The organism is Paenibacillus sp. RC84 (assembly GCF_041260495.1).
Classification (GTDB): domain Bacteria; phylum Bacillota; class Bacilli; order Paenibacillales; family NBRC-103111; genus Paenibacillus_F.
On record NZ_JBGBYL010000003.1, the window covers coordinates 228,125 to 247,007 of the forward strand.

Annotated in this window: 24 protein-coding genes; 22 read left to right on the top strand and 2 right to left on the bottom strand. The window is 52.4% G+C overall.

Annotated elements, in window-relative coordinates:
• Positions 1–20: 20 nt before the first annotated feature.
• From ABH899_RS08330 to ABH899_RS08410, 17 genes are all read left to right on the top strand, one after another.
• Entirely contained in the window at positions 21–746 is a 726-nt protein-coding gene (locus tag ABH899_RS08330; protein ID WP_009671989.1) for a phosphoribosylanthranilate isomerase, read from the top strand.
• Complete coding sequence (gene trpB, locus ABH899_RS08335; RefSeq protein WP_009671999.1) at positions 746–1,954, top strand: tryptophan synthase subunit beta; 1,209 nt, start codon at positions 746–748, stop codon at positions 1,952–1,954. Before ABH899_RS08330 ends, trpB begins: the two co-directional genes overlap by 1 nt.
• Positions 1,941–2,768: a tryptophan synthase subunit alpha gene (gene trpA, locus ABH899_RS08340; protein ID WP_369995485.1), complete on the top strand. Its 828-nt coding sequence runs from the start codon at positions 1,941–1,943 to the stop codon at positions 2,766–2,768. Before trpB ends, trpA begins: the two co-directional genes overlap by 14 nt.
• A 50-nt stretch (positions 2,769–2,818) precedes the next feature.
• Positions 2,819–3,919, top strand: a complete 1,101-nt coding sequence (hisC, locus tag ABH899_RS08345; RefSeq protein WP_369995488.1) for a histidinol-phosphate transaminase — start codon at positions 2,819–2,821, stop codon at positions 3,917–3,919.
• 25 nt (positions 3,920–3,944) lie between these two features.
• Positions 3,945–5,033 carry a prephenate dehydrogenase gene (locus ABH899_RS08350; RefSeq protein WP_009675623.1) on the top strand — a complete coding sequence of 363 codons (1,089 nt, stop codon included), beginning with the start codon at positions 3,945–3,947 and terminating at the stop codon, positions 5,031–5,033.
• A gap of 447 nt (positions 5,034–5,480) precedes the next feature.
• Positions 5,481–6,077, top strand: a complete 597-nt coding sequence (locus tag ABH899_RS08355) for an RNA polymerase sigma factor (protein ID WP_009675572.1) — start codon at positions 5,481–5,483, stop codon at positions 6,075–6,077.
• Positions 6,074–6,700 carry an anti-sigma factor family protein gene (locus tag ABH899_RS08360; protein WP_369995492.1) on the top strand — a complete coding sequence of 209 codons (627 nt, stop codon included), beginning with the start codon at positions 6,074–6,076 and terminating at the stop codon, positions 6,698–6,700. The genes ABH899_RS08355 and ABH899_RS08360 overlap by 4 nt, the downstream gene beginning before the upstream one ends.
• 49 nt (positions 6,701–6,749) lie before the next feature.
• On the top strand, positions 6,750–7,340 hold the full coding sequence (locus ABH899_RS08365) for a histidine phosphatase family protein (RefSeq protein WP_369995495.1): 591 nt from the start codon (positions 6,750–6,752) through the stop codon (positions 7,338–7,340).
• Positions 7,341–7,512: 172 nt separating this feature from the next.
• Positions 7,513–8,628, top strand: a complete 1,116-nt coding sequence (locus tag ABH899_RS08370) for a hypothetical protein (RefSeq protein WP_369995498.1) — start codon at positions 7,513–7,515, stop codon at positions 8,626–8,628.
• Positions 8,629–8,729: 101 nt separating this feature from the next.
• Entirely contained in the window at positions 8,730–9,245 is a 516-nt protein-coding gene (locus ABH899_RS08375) for a gamma carbonic anhydrase family protein (RefSeq protein ID WP_369995499.1), read from the top strand.
• Between the two features lie 54 nt (positions 9,246–9,299).
• The gene (locus ABH899_RS08380) at positions 9,300–9,488 is read left to right on the top strand and encodes an IDEAL domain-containing protein (RefSeq protein ID WP_009675494.1); all 189 of its coding nucleotides are present in this window, start codon (positions 9,300–9,302) and stop codon (positions 9,486–9,488) included.
• A gap of 208 nt (positions 9,489–9,696) precedes the next feature.
• Positions 9,697–10,146 (top strand): DUF2487 family protein, encoded by a 450-nt coding sequence (locus tag ABH899_RS08385; protein WP_369995503.1) that lies wholly within the window; start codon positions 9,697–9,699, stop codon positions 10,144–10,146.
• Positions 10,147–10,400: 254 nt separating this feature from the next.
• Positions 10,401–10,946 (top strand): QcrA and Rieske domain-containing protein, encoded by a 546-nt coding sequence (locus tag ABH899_RS08390; RefSeq protein ID WP_016423998.1) that lies wholly within the window; start codon positions 10,401–10,403, stop codon positions 10,944–10,946.
• An 18-nt stretch (positions 10,947–10,964) separates the two neighbouring features.
• On the top strand, positions 10,965–11,636 hold the full coding sequence (gene qcrB / locus ABH899_RS08395; RefSeq protein ID WP_009675629.1) for a menaquinol-cytochrome c reductase cytochrome b subunit: 672 nt from the start codon (positions 10,965–10,967) through the stop codon (positions 11,634–11,636).
• A 20-nt stretch (positions 11,637–11,656) separates the two neighbouring features.
• Positions 11,657–12,547 carry a c-type cytochrome gene (locus tag ABH899_RS08400; RefSeq protein WP_369995507.1) on the top strand — a complete coding sequence of 297 codons (891 nt, stop codon included), beginning with the start codon at positions 11,657–11,659 and terminating at the stop codon, positions 12,545–12,547.
• Between the two features lie 101 nt (positions 12,548–12,648).
• Positions 12,649–13,308 carry a DUF1405 domain-containing protein gene (locus ABH899_RS08405; protein WP_369995509.1) on the top strand — a complete coding sequence of 220 codons (660 nt, stop codon included), beginning with the start codon at positions 12,649–12,651 and terminating at the stop codon, positions 13,306–13,308.
• Positions 13,309–13,351: 43 nt separating this feature from the next.
• Positions 13,352–14,221 (top strand): sporulation protein YpjB, encoded by an 870-nt coding sequence (locus tag ABH899_RS08410; protein ID WP_369995511.1) that lies wholly within the window; start codon positions 13,352–13,354, stop codon positions 14,219–14,221.
• Here ABH899_RS08410 and ABH899_RS08415 read toward each other — a convergent pair.
• Positions 14,218–15,096 (bottom strand): YitT family protein, encoded by an 879-nt coding sequence (locus tag ABH899_RS08415; protein WP_369995513.1) that lies wholly within the window; start codon positions 15,094–15,096, stop codon positions 14,218–14,220. The genes ABH899_RS08410 and ABH899_RS08415 overlap by 4 nt on opposite strands.
• 170 nt (positions 15,097–15,266) lie before the next feature.
• Positions 15,267–15,698: a WGxxGxxG-CTERM domain-containing protein gene (locus tag ABH899_RS08420; RefSeq protein ID WP_369995514.1), complete on the bottom strand. Its 432-nt coding sequence runs from the start codon at positions 15,696–15,698 to the stop codon at positions 15,267–15,269.
• A gap of 174 nt (positions 15,699–15,872) precedes the next feature.
• Here ABH899_RS08420 and ABH899_RS08425 point away from each other — a divergent pair, with 174 nt between their 5' ends.
• The 5 genes from ABH899_RS08425 to bshB1 all read left to right on the top strand — a co-directional run bounded on the left by ABH899_RS08425 (position 15,873) and on the right by bshB1 (position 18,883).
• Positions 15,873–16,211, top strand: coding sequence for a nucleotide pyrophosphohydrolase (locus ABH899_RS08425; protein WP_218229830.1), 339 nt, complete (start codon positions 15,873–15,875; stop codon positions 16,209–16,211).
• 55 nt (positions 16,212–16,266) lie between these two features.
• Positions 16,267–16,788 carry a tetratricopeptide repeat protein gene (locus tag ABH899_RS08430; protein WP_369995516.1) on the top strand — a complete coding sequence of 174 codons (522 nt, stop codon included), beginning with the start codon at positions 16,267–16,269 and terminating at the stop codon, positions 16,786–16,788.
• A gap of 33 nt (positions 16,789–16,821) precedes the next feature.
• Complete coding sequence (dapB, locus tag ABH899_RS08435) at positions 16,822–17,628, top strand: 4-hydroxy-tetrahydrodipicolinate reductase (RefSeq protein WP_369995517.1); 807 nt, start codon at positions 16,822–16,824, stop codon at positions 17,626–17,628.
• Between the two features lie 116 nt (positions 17,629–17,744).
• On the top strand, positions 17,745–18,167 hold the full coding sequence (locus ABH899_RS08440; protein ID WP_009675587.1) for a methylglyoxal synthase: 423 nt from the start codon (positions 17,745–17,747) through the stop codon (positions 18,165–18,167).
• Positions 18,167–18,883 (top strand): bacillithiol biosynthesis deacetylase BshB1, encoded by a 717-nt coding sequence (bshB1, locus tag ABH899_RS08445; RefSeq protein ID WP_369995519.1) that lies wholly within the window; start codon positions 18,167–18,169, stop codon positions 18,881–18,883. Before ABH899_RS08440 ends, bshB1 begins: the two co-directional genes overlap by 1 nt.

Consider the following 18,883-nt stretch of genomic DNA (forward strand, 5'->3'; position numbering starts at 1 on the left):
GCTGCCGGGGAGTGAAGAAAATGGGATCGGTTTCAAAAAGACCGGACGTAAAAATTTGTGGACTTCAAAGCGTTGAAGTGTTAAAATCAATCGTACATTTCCCGATTAGCCAGATCGGGTTTGTTTTTGCACCCAGCAGAAGACGAATCACGCCGGAGCGAGCTTCCGAGATGATTTCGTTTCTGCATGAACGTTCTCGGCAGGGCCACCGTGTTCCCAAGACGGTCGGGGTGTTTGTCAATCCCACCCGGGAGGAGCTCGCGGATGTTTTGTCCGTCGCCAAACTGGATATTATCCAGTTTCACGGGGAAGAGGCGCCCGAAACGTGCAGAAGCATCAAAGAACAATTTGGTGTGGAGCTTTGGAAAGTATCCTCGATCAAAAACGAAGAGCCTCCTGTCAACGAGAGCTCTTTTTCGGATATAAAAGACGGGGTGAACGGCTGGATACAGCGGTTGGATCCTTATCGCGACGCAGTGGATGCCGTATTGATCGATACGTTCGATCCGGTTTACGGCGGAGGGTCGGGGCGCACATTCTCTTGGAATTGTATACCCGCAGCCCGTAAATGGGCATTGTCCGCGGGCATGCCCCTGATTGTAGCGGGAGGGTTAAATCCCGACAATGTCGGCGACCTCATTGAACAATATGAAATCGACGGAGTCGACGTTTCGAGCGGAGTCGAGACGGACGGTGTTAAAGATATCGCCAAGATTGCAGCTTTTGTGGAAAGGGTGACAGGATAATGGCAGCAGCAGTACCAGATGAACATGGAAGATTCGGACGTTTCGGGGGAAAATATGTACCTGAAACTTTAATGAACGCACTGATCGAACTGGAAGAAGCTTACCGTAAATATTCACAGGATCCCGAATTTATAAAAGAGGTTGAAACGCTGCTGCATGATTATTCCGGCAGACCGACACGGCTTTATCACGCCCAAAGGCTGACCGAGAAGCTTGGCGGAGCCAAAATCTATTTGAAGCGTGAAGATCTTAACCACACGGGCGCGCACAAAATCAACAATACGATCGGCCAGGCGCTTCTGGCCAAACGGATGGGCAAGAAAAAAGTCATCGCCGAAACCGGCGCGGGACAGCATGGCGTCGCTACGGCTACCGTTGCGGCACTGCTTGGTCTGGAGTGCAAGGTATTCATGGGCGAAGAAGATATGAAACGCCAGCAGTTGAACGTATTCCGGATGCGTCTGCTCGGAACGGAAGTCGTTCCTGTGCTGTCCGGCACCCGTACGCTCAAGGACGCGTGCAACGAGACGCTCCGCTACTGGGTCAGCAACGTGCACGATACGTATTATATCCTCGGATCCGTAACCGGTCCGCATCCATATCCGATGATTGTCCGTGATTTCCAGCGTGTAATCGGAGACGAGACGCGCTCGCAGATTCTTGAACTCGAAGGAAGACTGCCCGACACGGTTATCGCCTGTGTAGGCGGAGGCAGCAACGCGATGGGGATGTTTTATCCGTTTGTCGGCGATGAAAGCGTGCGCCTGATCGCGACGGAAGCAGCCGGACGCGGCGTGGACACCGAAGAGCATGCGGCGACGATGGCGAAGGGAAGCCCCGGCGTGTTCCAGGGGTCACTCAGTTACGTGCTCCAGGACGAATTCGGCCAAGTGATTCCGGCCCATTCCATTTCGGCCGGTCTTGATTATCCCGGCGTAGGACCCGAGCACGCTTACCTGAAAGACTTGAAGCGGGCAGAATACGTGCCGATCACCGACGCCGAGGCGCTCGACGCTCTGCAGCTGCTCTGTAAGACGGAAGGTATTATTCCGGCACTGGAAAGCGCGCACGCGGTCGCGCAGGCGATAAAAACGGCTCCGACTATGTCTCCGGACGAGCTTCTTGTCATTTGTTTGTCGGGCCGCGGAGATAAAGACGTGGAAGCTATCATGGGCTATCTCGGAGGTGCAGATCATGAATCGCATTGATCGTAAATTTGCGGAGCTGAAATCCGCCGGTAAGAACGCACTCATACCTTTTATTACGGTAGGGGATCCTACGGCGGACGTTACCCTGGATATTATCCGTGAGCTGGAGAAATCCGGCGCGGACCTCTTGGAGCTCGGCGTCCCGTACTCCGATCCGCTCGCGGACGGCCCCGTTATTCAGGAGTCTTCCGGGCGTGCCCTGAAAAGCGGGATCACCGTACTGAAGGTAATCGAAATCGCCAAGCAGGCGCGCAGCGGGGGCTCCGAGCTGCCCATGATCTTGTTTACTTACTACAACCCGCTCCTTCGCATCGGGCTGGAGCGTGTTTTTGAACTCATGAAGGAAAGTGATATCAGCGGCGTTATTATTCCGGACCTGCCGATGGAGGAAGACGCGGAAGCCAAGCAGCTCGCGGAGCGGCACGGCATTCATCTGATTCCGCTGATTGCGCCGACTTCCAACGAGCGTGTGCAGAAAATCGTCGGCAGGGCTTCGGGCTTTGTCTACTGTGTGTCCTCCATGGGAGTGACCGGTGTACGCTCCGAGTTTCATGCGGGTGTAGACGATTTCCTGGCTTCGGTAAAAGCGGCCACGGATTTGCCGATCGCAATCGGCTTCGGCATTTCGAACCGCGAGCAGGTCGAGCGCTTCGAGAAAACGTGCGACGCGGTCGTTGTGGGCAGCGCCATCGTCCGCCGGATCGGCGAACAGGAACACCGCCTCCAGGACGAAAGTACGAAACAAGACGCGCTGAAGCAAATCGGTGAATTTGTCAGAGACTTGAAAGGCGCGTCTTATCAAACGCAAAGTTAACGAGTAAAGCACGACGAATGCAGATAGAGAGACAGGCTGAGGTGACAGACATGCGACCCAAACAACAGGTAACGAAACTGCCGGTTTACCAGCCGGGCAAACCGATTGACGAAGTGAAAAGGGAGCTTGGCTTGACTCACGTGATCAAGCTGGCTTCCAACGAAAATCCGTTCGGATTTTCGCCTAAAGCCAAAGAAGCGATTCTGGCTGACCTGGACAACTTGACCTTGTATCCGGACGGGGCGGGAGCAGAGGTGACGCAGGCCGTTGCCGGTCACTACGGCGTTAACGCGGACCAGCTTATTTTCGGGGCGGGATCGGATGATGTGATCCTTATGATCGCCAGGGCTTATCTCGTACCCGGAGATGAAACGATCATGGCGACCCATACGTTTCCCCAGTACAAACATAACGCGGAGATCGAAGGCGCGGTTTCGGTTGAGGTTCCTTTAAAAGAAGGAAAACACGATCTGGACGAAATGCTCCGCCGCGTCAACGAACGGACGAAAATCGTCTGGATCTGCAACCCGAACAACCCGACCGGAACGATAGTGACCGGACAGGAGCTGGAAGCTTTTATGAACAAGGTTCCTTCTGATGTCATGGTGGCTCTCGACGAGGCTTACTACGAATATACGACCGATGAGGCGTACCCGGACAGTCTGGATCTGCTGAACAGATATCCCAATATCGTGATCCTCCGCACGTTCTCGAAAATTTACGGGCTTGCTTCTCTGCGGATCGGTTACGGAATCGGACATCCGGATGTGATTCGCACGATCAATCAGGTGCGGGAGCCGTTTAATACGACCCGTTTGGCTCAAGCGGCTGCGGCTGCGTCTATCCGGGACCAGGATTTTGTGGAACAGTGCCGCAGGCTCAACCGGGAAGGGATCGCGTATCTCCTCGGCGAGTTCCAAAGACTCGGCCTTTTCTCGTATCCGGCCCACGGCAATTTTATCCTGGTGGATATCGGCCGTCCTTCCGGTCCGGTATTTGACGAGCTTCTTCGTCACGGCATCATTGTCCGCAGCGGGGAAAAGCTCGATTTTCCGACCATGCTGAGAGTAACGGTGGGCAGCAGAGAGCAGAACGAAGCATTCGTTCATGCTCTTGAGATTGTGCTTCACGGGGCTGTCCAAGAATCATAATACGTATAGGAAAAGGTTATCAAACATGACGACAATCTCAATTTTCGGCGTCGGGCTCATTGGCGGCTCGCTCGCTCTATGCTTCAAAGGCAAACCGGACATTACGGTCATTGGCCACTCCAATAACCCGACGTCGGTGGAAAATATGGTGAAAAGACGCATCGTGGACGAAGGAACGACCTCGATGCAGGCGGCGGCCGAAGCCGCCGATATCATTTTTCTGTGTGTGCCCGTTGGGGCGCTGGAATCGTATCTCGAACGGTTAAAGCAGTTCTCTTTAAAAAAGGGCTGCCTTATAACGGATGTGGGCAGCACCAAGTTGTCCGTCGTACAGTGTGCGGAGAAACTGCGCTTTAAAGACGCTTATTTCATCGGCGGTCATCCTATGGCCGGTTCGGAACGTTCCGGCATGGAAGCCGCCTCTTCGCATTTGTTCGAGAATGCATTCTACGTTCTGACACCGGGTACAGACACGCCGGTTGCTGAAGTCGAGCGTTTGGCCAAACTCCTTGCGTATACGCAAGCCCAGATTATCCGAGTGGACGCACGCGAACACGACGATATCGTGGGAGCCATCTCACACCTGCCGCACATGATTGCAGTCGCGCTCGTTAACCAGATCCGGACGTACAACGAATCCAATGAGCTATACAAAAACCTGGCGGCCGGAGGTTTCCGCGATATTACGCGTATCGCATCCAGCGATCCTTTTATATGGCGGGATATCCTCATCAACAACCGCACCGTTCTGCTGAAGCTTCTGGACGACTGGGATCAGCAGATCTCGGTGTTCCGCGAGCTTCTCGAAAAGGAAGACGGCGAGGGCATCCAGAAGCAGTTTGAGGTAGCCGGGACATTCCGCAAGCAGGTACCGGACCGCCGGAAAGGAATGCTTACGCCGCTGTACGATATTTACGCGGATATTCCGGACCATCCCGGAATGATCGGGCAGATCGCAACGCTGCTGGGCAAGCATCGGCTTAACCTGAGCAACCTGCAGATTATCGAGAGCCGTCTCGACGTGCCCGGTGTACTCCGTCTGTCTTTCCGGGATCAGGAAACCGCGGACAGAGCATCGGCCCTGCTAAGCGAGCAATTTTCCATCCACGTTTAGGTCGCTTTCTTGTGCGGAACTAATGAAGTCTCTTTCCCGATAGGCATAGCTGCCTTTTTTAGGCGGACGTGTGCGGGGGAGAGGCTTTTTTTATGGTAGCTGACAGCTTTCGAAAACTTTTTCGTAAACGTTTTCAAAAAAGCATTGACTTTTTGTAAACGGATTCATATAATAAAAGTACAGTATGGTTTCTCTCCACTCCTATCCGATAATCGCACATTGTGCAGCCGCCTCGTAGAGGTGGTTTTTTTTTGCCTTTTTTCGGTATCGCGGCGGACCCGGAGAAAATTTTACAGCTCTATGCAATATTTGTTATAGTGATATCATGTTGTGCTTCGATTGATGGAAGTTAGCCCGCAGACCGCGCAACTTTTTGGTTCCCGCCCGGTATAAGCATGTAAACGGAAGCGGGGAACCCGAACGTACTGTGCAGGAGGGGTGCACGTAATGACGGATACCCAGTTGATTCGTGAGGTTAAGGATGGAAATGTAGGGAAATACAACGAGCTGATGCACCGCTATGAGCGCAAAATTTTCGTTTTTATTTATCATATGCTCAAAAGCGCCCAACTGGAGCTGATGGCTGAGGATTTGTGCAACGAAACTTTTTACAAAGCTTACAGGAGCCTGAGTTCGTTCCGTGAAGCGGAAGCTTCCTTCTCTACCTGGTTGTATACGATCGCACGAAACACCGTGCTGAGTGAAATGCGCAAACACAAAATCGTTAAAATATCGTTGGACAATTGCGGACATACCCCTCAAACTTCGTTTGAATCGCTTCCCGAACAGACCGTGATACGGAAGGAGAAAGTCTCCATGGTCCGGATTGCGATCAATAGTCTGCCGGAGAAGCAGAGATCGGCTCTGATCCTGCGGGAATACGATCAGCTGGATTACCAGGAGATCGCATCCATTTTGGGACAAACCGTCAGTTCGGTCAAATCTCTGTTGTTTCGGGCCAGAGCCAGTGTAAAGCTGCAGATGGAGCCCTACTACAACACCGATAATTGGCTGGAAGAATGCGAGGGGATGACGCGGAGATGAAATGTGAGGATGTTCAGGAATGGCTGCTCGAATACATAGAGGGCACGGCCAGCGAGCTGAGGCGCCAGGCTGTCCGGGTACATTCGGACAGCTGCAAGCGCTGCTCGGAGCAGTTCAACGCGTGGCAAGAGTGCCGGGACCTGATCCGCTTATCGCTGCGTACCGATACGCCTGTCCCGCGAGTATCTATCGCGGATTCGGTCATGCAGCGGATCGGCGCTTACGAGCCGTGGCGTTATCCCGCAGAGGCGGGGGCCGCGGCAAGCTCCGGACGCGCGCGCAAATTTCGCAGCGCGGGCCGTTTGGCGGCTTCCTTCTGCCTGCTGCTTTTCGTAGGCGTACTGCTGTGCCTCTCACTGAACTCGTCTCCCGCTTTCCTGGGGAAGGGGGTAAGCTCGGCGTATGAGCATGCCTATGCCGGATCGCCAGGAATGGACGCGGCCTCGGCGATGAACGGCCGCACGATGAAGCAGGCCGTAGCGGGCCTGAATGTTTCAGGGGTAATGCCCAGTAGGAGCACGTTTGTTTTACCGCCTTACGTTCATCATCTCATCGCGTTATCGCTGATCGGCTTGTTTGTGAGCTTCCTGTTCCATGCCTGGATCGGACGCGGCAAACGATAAAAGAAAACTTAGGAAAGTACCCGCCAGCTCTTACGGAGCTGGTTTGTTTATGGAGGAGATTATATTGACCACAATCGGGTTAATCCGGCATGGCAGCACCGAATGGAACCTTTTGGGCAAAATACAGGGAGCACTCGACACGGAGCTTACCGAAGAGGGAAGAGAACAGGCAAGGCGGCTGGGTACACGGCTGCACGGAGAGGCGTGGGACGGTATCATCAGCAGTGATTTGAAACGGGCGAAGGAAAGCGCGCAGCTGATCAGCGAACGATCGGGCATCCCGATTGCCGGAACGGACAGCAGGCTCAGGGAGAAAGGCTTCGGCCTGGTAGAGGGCACGACGCTCCAGGAACGGCTCGACCGCTGGGGACCCGACTGGCTGCGGCTGGAGCTTGGCGGGGAGACGGACGAGCAGGTCCGCAGCCGCTGGCTTTCGTTCTATGCGAATTTGTGCGTGAACTACCCCCGCGGCCGGATGCTTATCGTCAGCCATGGAGCATTTATCGGACGAGCGTTAGAGACCATGAAACTGGAGCGTCCGGGCGACCCTCTCACGAACGCGTCCTTAACGATTGTCCGCCAGGACACCGCGGTGTGGGAATGCACGCTGTATAATTGTACGGAGCATTTAATCGTGTGAGCGACGGAAACGGGAAAAGCATGTCTGCCGGAAGGCGGATGTGCTTTTTTTTGCGTGAAAGGTTTAATTCAGGGAATTATTCCCATACTGAGTAGTACCAACAAGTATACGGCTAACTAGAAGGATTGCGGTCATGAAAGACGGACAGGAATCGTGAAAGGAGGTGGCGGACTTGAATCTGGCCGATATGCTCAGTTACGCGGATATCCACGATTTAAACCGGATAGCGGATACCTATTCCTGCGAATGCAACATGCATTCCAAGAACGAGCTGATCCAGTCTATATTGACTACGGTCGGCCGCAGGGACATTTTCGAAGAGCGGGTAGACGCGCTGACGATGGAAGATATCCGGTTTTTAAACACTCTGTTGTTTGAAGAGCGGGGGCTGTTCAGTCTGGAAGAGCTCGTTGCCCGCGTGCAGCAGGCCAAATTTTTGAAGGAAGAGAAGGAAAATTCCAACCCGCGCGACACGATCTCGAAATTCAAAAAGCACGGCTGGCTGTTTCACGGGTATTCCCAGCAGACCAAGTATCTTTTTCAAGTGCCCCATGATTTAAAGCGGCGTTTCGGCGATGTGCTGACCCGCAATTACAAAAGCCGCCTTACCTATACGAACGATCCTGCCGTCTATCGTGAAGAACATACCCTGATGGCTGACGATGTGCTTCAGCTAATGCGGCATATCAGGGACCATGAAGTGCTGCTGACCCATGAAGACGTCATGTACAAGCGGCAGTTGTCCCAGATACTGGGCGGCATGGCGGTCAAGGAAGAGCTTGTAGGCAAGACGGCATGGAGATTCGGTTACGGGCGCAAATTCAAGGAATATCCGAACCGGTTCTCGCTGATCTACGACTACTGCTTCTTCCAGGGGCTTCTCCAGGAACGGGGCGGGCTGCTGCTCCTGACGGAGAAAGGCGCGGAAATGACCGACGCCGGGATAAAGCCGGGCCAGGACGAACTGTACCGCTTCTGGCTCCGGCTCTACAAAGGCCCTGTCTACAACCTCCAGTCGATCGTACAATGGACGGCCCGGCTGGCCGACAACTGGGTGACGACCGCGTCGCTGGCGGAAGTGCTGTGTCCGTTGATCCGGCCGTTTTACTACGATTCGCCGGAATCGATTTTCGAACAGCGGATTATCGCCATGATGATGCATCTGGGACTGCTTGCCGTCGGGGAAGAAGAGCATGCCGGAGCCGTGGTCCGCATCACCTCTCTGGGCGGCAAAACGATTGCCGGCAACCAGATTGCCGAGGAAGACAAAATCGATTTAAAAGAATAGCGCCTGTTGATAGGCGGCTGCCCTTAATCGGCCGCCACGTTGACGGCATCTCCTCCCGGCATCTATGATGAGAAAAAAATCCAGAGGAGTGAGTTGGCGCTATGCTGCATCCTTTTAAAGGCTTATTTCCCGCTATCGCGTCTTCGGTCTACATCGCCCCGGGCGTACAGATTATCGGAGATGTTTCTGTCGGTGAAGATTCTACCATCTGGTTCAATGCCGTCCTGAGAGGAGATTTGGCTCCGATCCGGATCGGGAACCGGTGCAATATTCAAGACGGATGCATCGGTCATGTCAACACGGACCAGCCGCTGATCTTAGAAGACGACGTTTCCGTCGGTCATGGTGCCCTCATACACGGCTGCCGTATAGGCAGGGGCACATTAATCGGAATGGGGGCGATCGTACTAAACGGCGCCGAGATCGGTGAATATGCTTTAGTAGGGGCAGGTTCTCTCGTTACTGAAGGTACGATTCTTCCGGCTTATACGCTGTCGCTGGGAACTCCGGCAAAAGTTGTGCGGGAATTAACACCTCAGGATCTCGAACGGATGAAACGCACGACGGATAACTATGTAAGCAAGGGAAGAGAGTACCGGATGGAACCAGGGAAGTAATACAATCCTATCGCTGCTCTGCATTGTGCGGACGATACCTGGAGGTAGATCCCTATGGGAAGAATGAATGTTTCAAATGAAGCGCTGCTGGGTCTGATCGCTGAATTGGTAATGGACGACGCCATGCGGAAATATAAAGAAAATCATCTCTATCAACAGATTGACAGCGCTCTAGCCGAGGGTGATGAAGCTACATTTCTAGCGCTTACCGCCGAACTCAAATCCATCCAATCCCCCGGCTAGGCTGCCGGTGTCGTCACAAAACTCATTAAAAAACAGGACTGCCGCAACCGAGCATGTCCCGTCATTATCCTCTCTTTCTTGCCGACCATCCAAGCGGATGCGCTCTTGCGGAAAGAGGGGGTTTTTTGATTTTCACCGGATAAAAAGGGTACCCACCGTTTGGCCCGATATGGTAAAGTAGCTCTATTGACCGGAAGGGGAGAGAAGGATGAAGTTTAGCGAAATTACGGAAAAAGACTGGACGGATCTGCAGCCGTATCTGGACACCTGTCTGCTTCCCGTTACGGGGCTGGGCGGCGCGGAGCAGCCCTGGGAAGCGGGAGACACCCTGGAAAGCCTCAGGGACGTACTGGACGTGCTGGAGATACCCTACAAAGGAAGAGTCGTCACGTATCCGGCCCTCCATTACTGCACCCCGGAGGATACGGATCGCGAATACGTGGAAAGGACCTGCGGGCAGTTAAGGAAGGTCGGTTTCGCTTATGTCGTCGTGGTGACCGCTCATCCGGAGATCGGGGCCTGGCAGCTGCAGAATGCGGATCTGATCGTATACACTACCCCCGAGGCGCTGCAGTATCCCGGACAGGAAGCGAAGAAAGCGATAGGGGAACGGATCGAACAGCTCTGGTTTTCAAAAAAATCAGAAGAGATTCGTTAGAATTCGAAAATTTGGTAAAGATAAAAAGGATGGCGTGTTTCCCGGAGGAAATTGTGACAATTTTGTTAAAATCACAACACAACCCGAGAAGGCACTCCCTTGACCTTGCGGCTACATCCTTGACGCCCCAAAGGTCGTAGGATATTATTAGTAATGTCCTAGTCTATGAAGTGTAAGATAATGTCGAACGACACGTGATATAGGTTCGATTTGTCATGCGACAAATTGAATGGCTTAGGGGGGTAGCACGCGAAATGAGTGAACGCAACAATTCGAATGAGCACCATGGCAAGAAGCCAGTAGTACGGCGTCAAATGTCCCGCCGCCAGTTTCTTTCGTACACGCTCGGCGGTACCACTGCTTTCATGGCGGCCGGTATGGTAGCTCCAATGCTGAGATTCGCGGTGGATCCGGTGCTTCAGCCGAAGAAGGCTTCGGATTGGATCAAAGTAGTTGAGGAAGCCAAAATTACGAATGAGCCCACATCCTTCACGTTCCAGGTCCATCAGGTGGACGGCTGGTACGAGAGCGATGTGGAACTGACCGCATGGATCACCAAGGGTCAAGACGGCAAAATCTTCGCCTTGAACCCGACATGCAAGCACTTGGGTTGTACGGTTAACTGGAACAACAATCCGGAGTACAAAAACCAGTATTTTTGCCCATGCCACGGCGCGCATTACACCGCTGACGGCAAAAACCTTGCGGTAGCTCCAGCTCCGCTGGACGAATACGACGTAAAAATCGATAAAGGATTCGTCTACCTGGGACAGCTGCACGCTAACACAAGGGCGAAATAAGGAGGGCGTAACGATCAGATGTTTAAAAATATGTACAACTGGATCGACGAACGTCTAGATATCACGCCGATCTGGAGGGACGTAGCCGATCACGAGGTTCCCGAACACGTCAACCCGGCTCACCATTTTTCCGCTTTCGTTTATTGTTTCGGCGGTCTGACGTTCTTTGTCACTGTAATTCAAATCTTGTCCGGTATGTTCCTGACGATGTATTATACACCGGACATTATCAACGCTTATGCAAGCGTTGACTATTTGCAGCACCAGGTAGCATTCGGCGTTATCGTGCGCGGTATGCACCACTGGGGAGCATCCCTTGTTATTGTCATGATGCTGTTACATACGCTCCGCGTTTTCTTCACGGGTTCGTACAAAGCGCCTCGTGAAATGAACTGGGTCGTCGGCATGCTGATCTTCTTTGTTATGCTTGGTCTTGGTTTCACCGGCTACCTGCTTCCTTGGGATAACAAAGCCTACTATGCTACGCAAGTAGGGATCAAGATCGCGGCATCGATCCCATTCTTGGGTCAATATGTTCAAACGTTCCTGCAGGGTGGAGATATTGTAGGTGCGCAGACGCTGACGAGATTCTTCGCACTTCACGTGTTCTTCCTACCTGCAGCTCTCCTCGCATTACTGGCCGGACACTTCTTGATGATTCGCAGGCAGGGGATTTCCGGACCGCTATAAAATGAAAGGAGGGTACTTAAGTGGCTCACGGACAAAAAGATGGCGAGAAAGTCGTCTATGTAGGCGACTCTCGTGTTAAGAAAACAGTAAAAAACACCGTACCTCCGGATTATTCGTCTTATCCGGGGAAATCCGAAGCGTTCATTCCGAACTTTCTATTGAAAGAATGGATGGTTGCCGTTGTATTTCTGGTCGGTGTATTGTGTCTGGTTATTTCAGAACCGGCGCCGCTGGGCTACCCGGCTGATCCTAAGAACACATCCTTTATTCCGATTCCGGACTGGTACTTCCTGTTTATGTACCAACTGCTGAAATATCCGTATACATCGGATCAGTACGTCGTTATCGGTACGCTGATCGTACCCGGACTGATGTTCGGCGGACTTCTTCTGGCACCGTTCCTGGATACAGGGAAAGAGCGCCGGTTCTACAGACGCCCGATCGCTTCTTCTCTGGCGCTTCTGACGTTAATCGCTTCCGCATACTTGACGTATACCTCCTGGCATCATTACCAGCTGGAATTGAAAGCGACTAACACGATTCCGGAGCACATCAAGCGTGAAGAAGAAATGAAAGAGAAGAAAGCAGCTGGCGGCGCCGCTTCCGGCGGTGGCGGACAGCAGCAGAAAGCGGCAGGCGTCGTAGCCGCGGACGATCCGTCTGCTGAGATCTACAAGAAAGCGACCTGTGTATCTTGTCATGGCGGCGACCTGAAAGGGATGCCGAACAACGGAATCCCGGCACTTCGCGGTGTGGGCGACAAGCATGATAAGGAACAGATCATGAACATCATCAAGAACGGCCAGGGGGCTATGCAGCCTCAATATAAAGACAACATCGCCAAAGGGTTAACCGATGCCGATTTGGACAAACTGGCTGACTGGCTTGCTAAACAAAAGAAAGCCCAATAAGCATGTCTAAGAACCTGACCGTACGCAGACGGTCAGGTTTTTTTGTAAAACCAAATGGGTGTAAGAGATCCGTTAGCCGGATTTCCGAGGGGAGCAGAACGATGAGAAATAACGCCACCCTGCATCAGGCGCTTACTCTCTTGAGAAGCCGGCCTATGCTATGGCTGCTGTTTTGGATTAATGCTTTAGGAACCGTATACGGATACTACTGGTATAAATATCAGTTAATGGATACGTATGCTTTCGAGCCTGTCTGGTACCTGCCCTTTGTTCCGGACAGCCCGACGGCAAGCCTGTTTTTTACGCTAACTCTTCTGTATCTGTTAAGAGATGAGCGGACGAACGGAGTCGGTTTGGGTAAACGTTCGCTGCTTCGCGGATTTATTGAAGCGTTCGGGCTTGTGACCTCTTTTAAATACGGCATCTGGGCCGTAGCCATGATCTGGTCCGGGTATGCGCTGGGAGACCCGGTCGCCTGGCAGGATTGGATGCTTACTCTTTCTCATTTGGGTATGGCGATTGAGGTGCTTTTATTCGCATCGGTGATGACTTACTCGGTTCCCGCCGTGTTCCTGGTGGCTGTCTGGGTGTTTGCGAACGATTGGATGGACTATACGAAGGGAATCTTCCCCAGACTCTCCGAGGTGCTGATGCCTCATCTGGATACGATCCAGTGGTTTACCATCGGACTAAGCGCAGCGGGCATTCTTGCGGCACTTGCCTATCTGCCTTATCAAAAACACCGGCGCCGCAAGGTCTAAATGTGGACATCCCTCCATATGATGTGGTAGGAGGGATGTCCACATGTGGTTTAGTTCTTGCAGGCGGATCATCGGATTGCTCGGAGCATGGGCAATCTTCACTTCGGCGGCGGTTGGTTGTGCACCGGCCCCGAAAGAAGCAGTTCCCGCGGCATCGATGACTCCGGTTCAAATGAAGACGGCTGAATCCTTGAATGAAGCCGCGGAGCAGCTGTACAAGCTGTCGGAACAGGAGAAAACGACGGAAGCCAGAATCGAACTCGAACAGCTCGGAGAACTTGCGACTAAGCTGACGTATGACGGTTCGATTACGATAGAAGGTTTGCATGCACTGACGGAAACGATTACGGAGGCGAAGAAAACCTATGCCTCTGTTTCCTTTTCCCAGGATGAAGGGCGCTTTGCCGCCGCCAAAATCAGACTGGCCGCCGACGCGCTGACCCACCGGGGACAGCCCATGTGGCTTCAGTACTACAAGCTGATCAAAGATGACTTGAAACGGATCGAGACGAATGTAGCGGCACGGAAAAAGCTTGAAGCTCTGCTGGACTACAATAAGCTGTACCGGCATATGTCGACCATTCGTCCGGCGCTGCTTATAAGCCGTGCTCCTGCGGAAGTGGCGAAGCTGGATTCCTTGCTCGTGTTCATGAGAAAGGGATTGGGCGCTCCGACTCTCGACAAACCGAATTTGCTTCAAGCTTCGGAAGAGTTCGGCAAGACAATCGACGGGATATTCGGACGCTCCGATCGTGAAGCATTCCTGCCGCTGCCCGACACGCAGGAGCCCATATTCTGGTCGCTTGGTGTCGGCGCGTTCATTATCGGCGTCCTGCTGTTTGCCGGCTGGCGGATGTTCCGCTTAAAGCCCGGTTACGATACCGTCCGGAATAAAAAGAGAGAAGGCTTCTAGTCAACCTTGAAGCCTTCTCCCAATACTTCGTGCACTTCATTGATAATAATGAATGCGGTGGGGTCGATGGATTTGACCAGTTCCTTGAGCCGCCGCATTTCCTGACGGTAGACCACGCAGTAGACCACTTCTTTCTCTTGACGGGAGAAAGCCCCCTTGGCCGGAAAAAGAGTGACGCCCCGGTCCAATTCTTTTTGAATCGCCTGAGACACTTTTTCCGCTTCATTGGTAATGATCGTAAAAGCTTTGGCTGAATGCGAGCCTTCCGTGATGTAATCGATCATTTTGGAGCCGATAAATACGCTGACCAGTGAGTAGAGTACTTTTTCCTTCGGTATGTAGAGTAAAGACGTGCCGATAACGATGAGGTCGATCAGCAGGATGACCTGCCCGACACTCCATCCTTTCCACTTGTTGCCCAGTTGGGCAAGAATATCCGATCCCCCGGTCGTTCCTCCAAAACGGAATACGATTCCGAGTCCCAAGCCTATCGTAAAGCCCGCATATAACGCGGCAAGCAAATAATCCTGCTTGGTGGCAAAGGGGATTATCCATCCTTTTCCGATCATGATTTCCATCACCCATAAGAAAAACGAAGACGAAAGAGAGCCGAAAATCGTGTAGACCATAGCTTTAGAGCCGAAATGTCTCCATCCCAAGTAAAAGAGAGGCACATTCAGAACGAGCGTCGTCGCGGAAGGCGGAAGCAGGAAAATATAGTGCAGAAGCAGCGAAATGCCCGTGAGTCCGCCTTCCATCAGCTCATTGGGAATGACAAAATAATGAACCCCGAACGAAAAGATGGCGGTCCCGAATGCGATCGGCAAGAACTGCTTCAAATACGGCATTGTCTTGTCTTTTAAAGCCATTGCCATTGGTTTCTCCTCCTTCCCTGACTTACCACTAATCACCAATCCTATTGTAATGAAATTCGAGTCCGTTGTCATCCGGGCGCCACAGGCGACTTGATTGTTCCTGCCGGATCATATGGAAAAACAGGCCGAATTCCTTTCTTGGCCTGTTTTTTTGCATGGGAAGAAAAACGTTAATAAAAATCTTTTTTGCGGTATTTGCCGACAAATCCGGCTAAACCGAGTATACCGATGAAGCCCAGCCAGTCCCAGTCCGGATCGTCTCTCCTTGCGGATTCGGATACTTTGGAATCGAACGGCATCAGGTTGACGTTATACTTTTTGGACGGAGGGTAATCGCCCGGCTTGGGAATCGGGTCTCGGGGAGGCTGGGGCAGGCTAGTGCCCACGCCGCCGTTTGAATACTCTGCCGGATCGGCCGTTCCGGCGGATCCGCTGATGCCGGACTTGATCCGCTGAGTTCCGTAGGATGAGGGCTTATTATCGGGATAACCGAGCGTCCCGGGTTCTCCATGTATGCCCCGGTCAGCGGATTGCGCGATGCAGGTACCGCAAACGGCCAAAAACATCATAACGCAGAGTGAAAAACTGTACAGTCGTTTCATCTGATTCCCGCCTTCCTGGTTGACTTCGTTTGCTGCTTATCTTTGGTTTTCCCTCTACCCTAAATGTCATACAAGGAAAGTGTTGTCCGCAAATCGTAAATTGCAATAAAAACGAGTCTATAATAAGATGTTGGTAAGATTTAAGTTAGGCTGGAAAGAAAGAGAGGCCCTTTTATGGCGGAACGTTCAATGAAGGATCTGCAGCAGGAAGTGGATACATACATATCGCAGTTTAAAGAAGGCTATTTCAGCCCTCTTGCCATGCTGGCGAGAATGTCCGAGGAAGTCGGGGAATTGGCCAGGGAAGTCAATCACCAGTTCGGGGAAAAGCCTAAAAAGGCATCCGAAGAAGAAAACTCGATTGAGCTGGAGCTCGGTGACATTTTATTTATTACCATCTGCTTCGCCAATTCTCTGGGCATTGACTTAACGGAAGCGCACGATAAAGTGATGAAGAAATTCAACACCCGGGATGCGGACAGGTGGACGAAAATAAACACCGATTCCGACTAATCCTCATATGCTGTACCATCCCCGGCTCTTCTGCGGGCGGAAGGAGGATGGACGGATGGATGGGGAACAGGAAATTCAGAAGGCCTACGAGGCTATTCTGAACAATGATTTCGAAGAAGCGATCGCATGGTTCGAAAAGGCGGTTTTATCGGAACCAGGTAACGCTTCTTACCATTATAAGCTTTCGATTACGTATGCCAGGAGCGGAAAGCTCGCGAAAGCGATCGATCATGCGGTCGACGCTTATGATCTGGAACCGGCAAGCGAAGCTTATCAGTATCATCTGACTACGCTGAAAGCCAAAGCACTGATTGCGGAAGCGGACAAGTGTCTGGACCAAAGCCGGGATAGGGAGCAGCTTAAAAACGCGATCGTTCTGCTGAAGCAGGCGGCTGCCCTGGATCCGCTGAGTGCCGAGGCCTGCTTGAAGCTTGCCGCTGCGTACGCGGGCGTAAGCGACTTTGACCTGGCCGTACACGCGGCCGAAGAGGCCATTCGCCTTGAACCGCTGAATAAGGCAGCGGCGGCACTGCTGGTTGAGTACCGCAGGAAACTGCGCCAGTATTTGAAACCTTAAACACTGCACAAGATAAGAAAGGCGGTATATGTGATGACTCAGGAAGTAATTAAAGTGGCGGTTGCCGGAGCAAGCGGACGGATGGGCCGTGAAGTGGTAAAAATGGTACTCGGAGATTCCTCTTTGAAGCTGGTGGCTGCCGTTGACCGGTCCTCCGGTCCGGTAGACGCCGCATCTTTGGTGGGTCTTCCGGATTGCGGAGTTAAAATGTCCAACGATCTGGAACTGGCTTTGGTTGAAGGTAAAGCGGACGTTCTGGTAGACTTCACCGGACCTCAGAGCGCTGTCGCCAATACGGCGCTTGCTATTCGTCACGGCGTTAGACCGGTAATCGGAACGACGGGTTTTACGACCCAGGAGATCGAAGAGTTGGACAAACAATGCAAGGATAAAAAAATCGGCGGACTGATCGCCCCCAATTTCTCCATCGGCGCTATTCTGATGATGAAATTCGCTTCACAGGCGGCCAAATATTTCCCTCACCTGGAAATCATCGAATATCACGGGGACCAGAAGCTTGATGCTCCATCGGGTACTTCCGTGAAAACAGCGGAACTTATCTCTCAGAACCGCGAAGAGTTTCGGCAAGGAAACCCCAAAGAAGAGGAACAGCTTGAAGGAGCGCGCGGAGCATATTATAACGGCTTTCGTATCCACAGCGTCCGGCTTCCGGGTGTTTTTGCCCAGCAGGAAGTTATTATGGGGGCGTACGGAGAGTCGCTCAAAATCCGGCATGATTCCTATGAGCGCGCGGCTTATATGCCAGGCGTGAATACGGCCGTGCATAAAGTCATGACCTATGAAGGCATGATCTACGGGTTCGAACATTTTATCGACTGATTGTTCTTCATTCCTTCAATCGGACTTCCTAATTACCTCTTATTCACTTTTCATGCTTTTCTACGAACCATACATATCAGCAGGCCCCCTGAAGGCAGGGAAGGGAGAGTTTACAAGTGAGCTTAAATATTGCCTTAATCGCCCACGACCGCAAAAAAGACGAGATGGTCAATTTCGTGACCGCCTATGAAAAGGTGTTCGACGGGAACCAGCTTTTCGCAACCGGAACCACGGGACAAAGAATTATGGAAAATACAAGTCTGACGATCCACCGGTTTATGTCAGGCCCCCTTGGCGGGGATCAGCAGATCGGTGCAATGGTAGCTAAAAACGAGATGGACCTGATTATTTTCCTGCGGGATCCTCTGATGGCTCAGCCTCATGAACCCGATATCATTGCTCTGCTCCGTTTGTCCGACGTAATGGGAATCCCCGTCGCAACGAATATCGCTACCGCGGAGCTTCTTGTCCGCGCTCTGGACAGAGGGGATTTCGCTTGGCGCGAGCTTGTCCACAAGTACAAGCCGGGTGAAGCGTAATGCAGACGGTAGATATCCTCGTATTCGGAGCGCATGCGGATGATGCGGAGATCGGAATGGCCGGTACGATCCTGAAGCACACAAGAGCGGGTTATACGGTGGGCTTGTGCGATCTGACCCGGTCCGAAATGTCATCGAACGGAACGCCCGATAACCGGCTGGAGGAAGCGAACAAAGCGGCGGAAGCGATGGGAATTGTGCTCCGCTCCAATCTCGGACTTCCAGACCGAGGCTTATCGGCCGGCTCCAAGGATCAGATTGACGCGATTACGAAGGAAATCCGGCTGAGAAAGCCGAGAATTGTCTTTGCCCCGTATTGGGAAGACCGCCATCCCGATCATATCGCATGCTCGCATCTGGTGCAGGAAGCGGTTTTCAATGCCAAACTTAGACGGTATTTGCCTGAAACGGAAGCTTTTCAAGTCGAGAGCCTATTTTTTTATTTTATTAACGATACCATTGATCCGGACATCGTAGTGGATGTCTCGGACGCCTATCCCGGCAAGAAAGAAGTGCTGCAAGCTTACCGTTCCCAATTCTCGCCTCCTCAGGTCGGAGAGGACATTGTGCTGACCCCCCTGAACCAGAATTACGTGGAACGCGTGGAAGCAAGAGACGCGCTGCTCGGACAGAAGCGGATGATGGCTTATGCGGAAGGGTTTATGTCCAAGCTGCCCGTTGCACTTCAATATTTTCTGTCCAAGAAAGGAACCTGA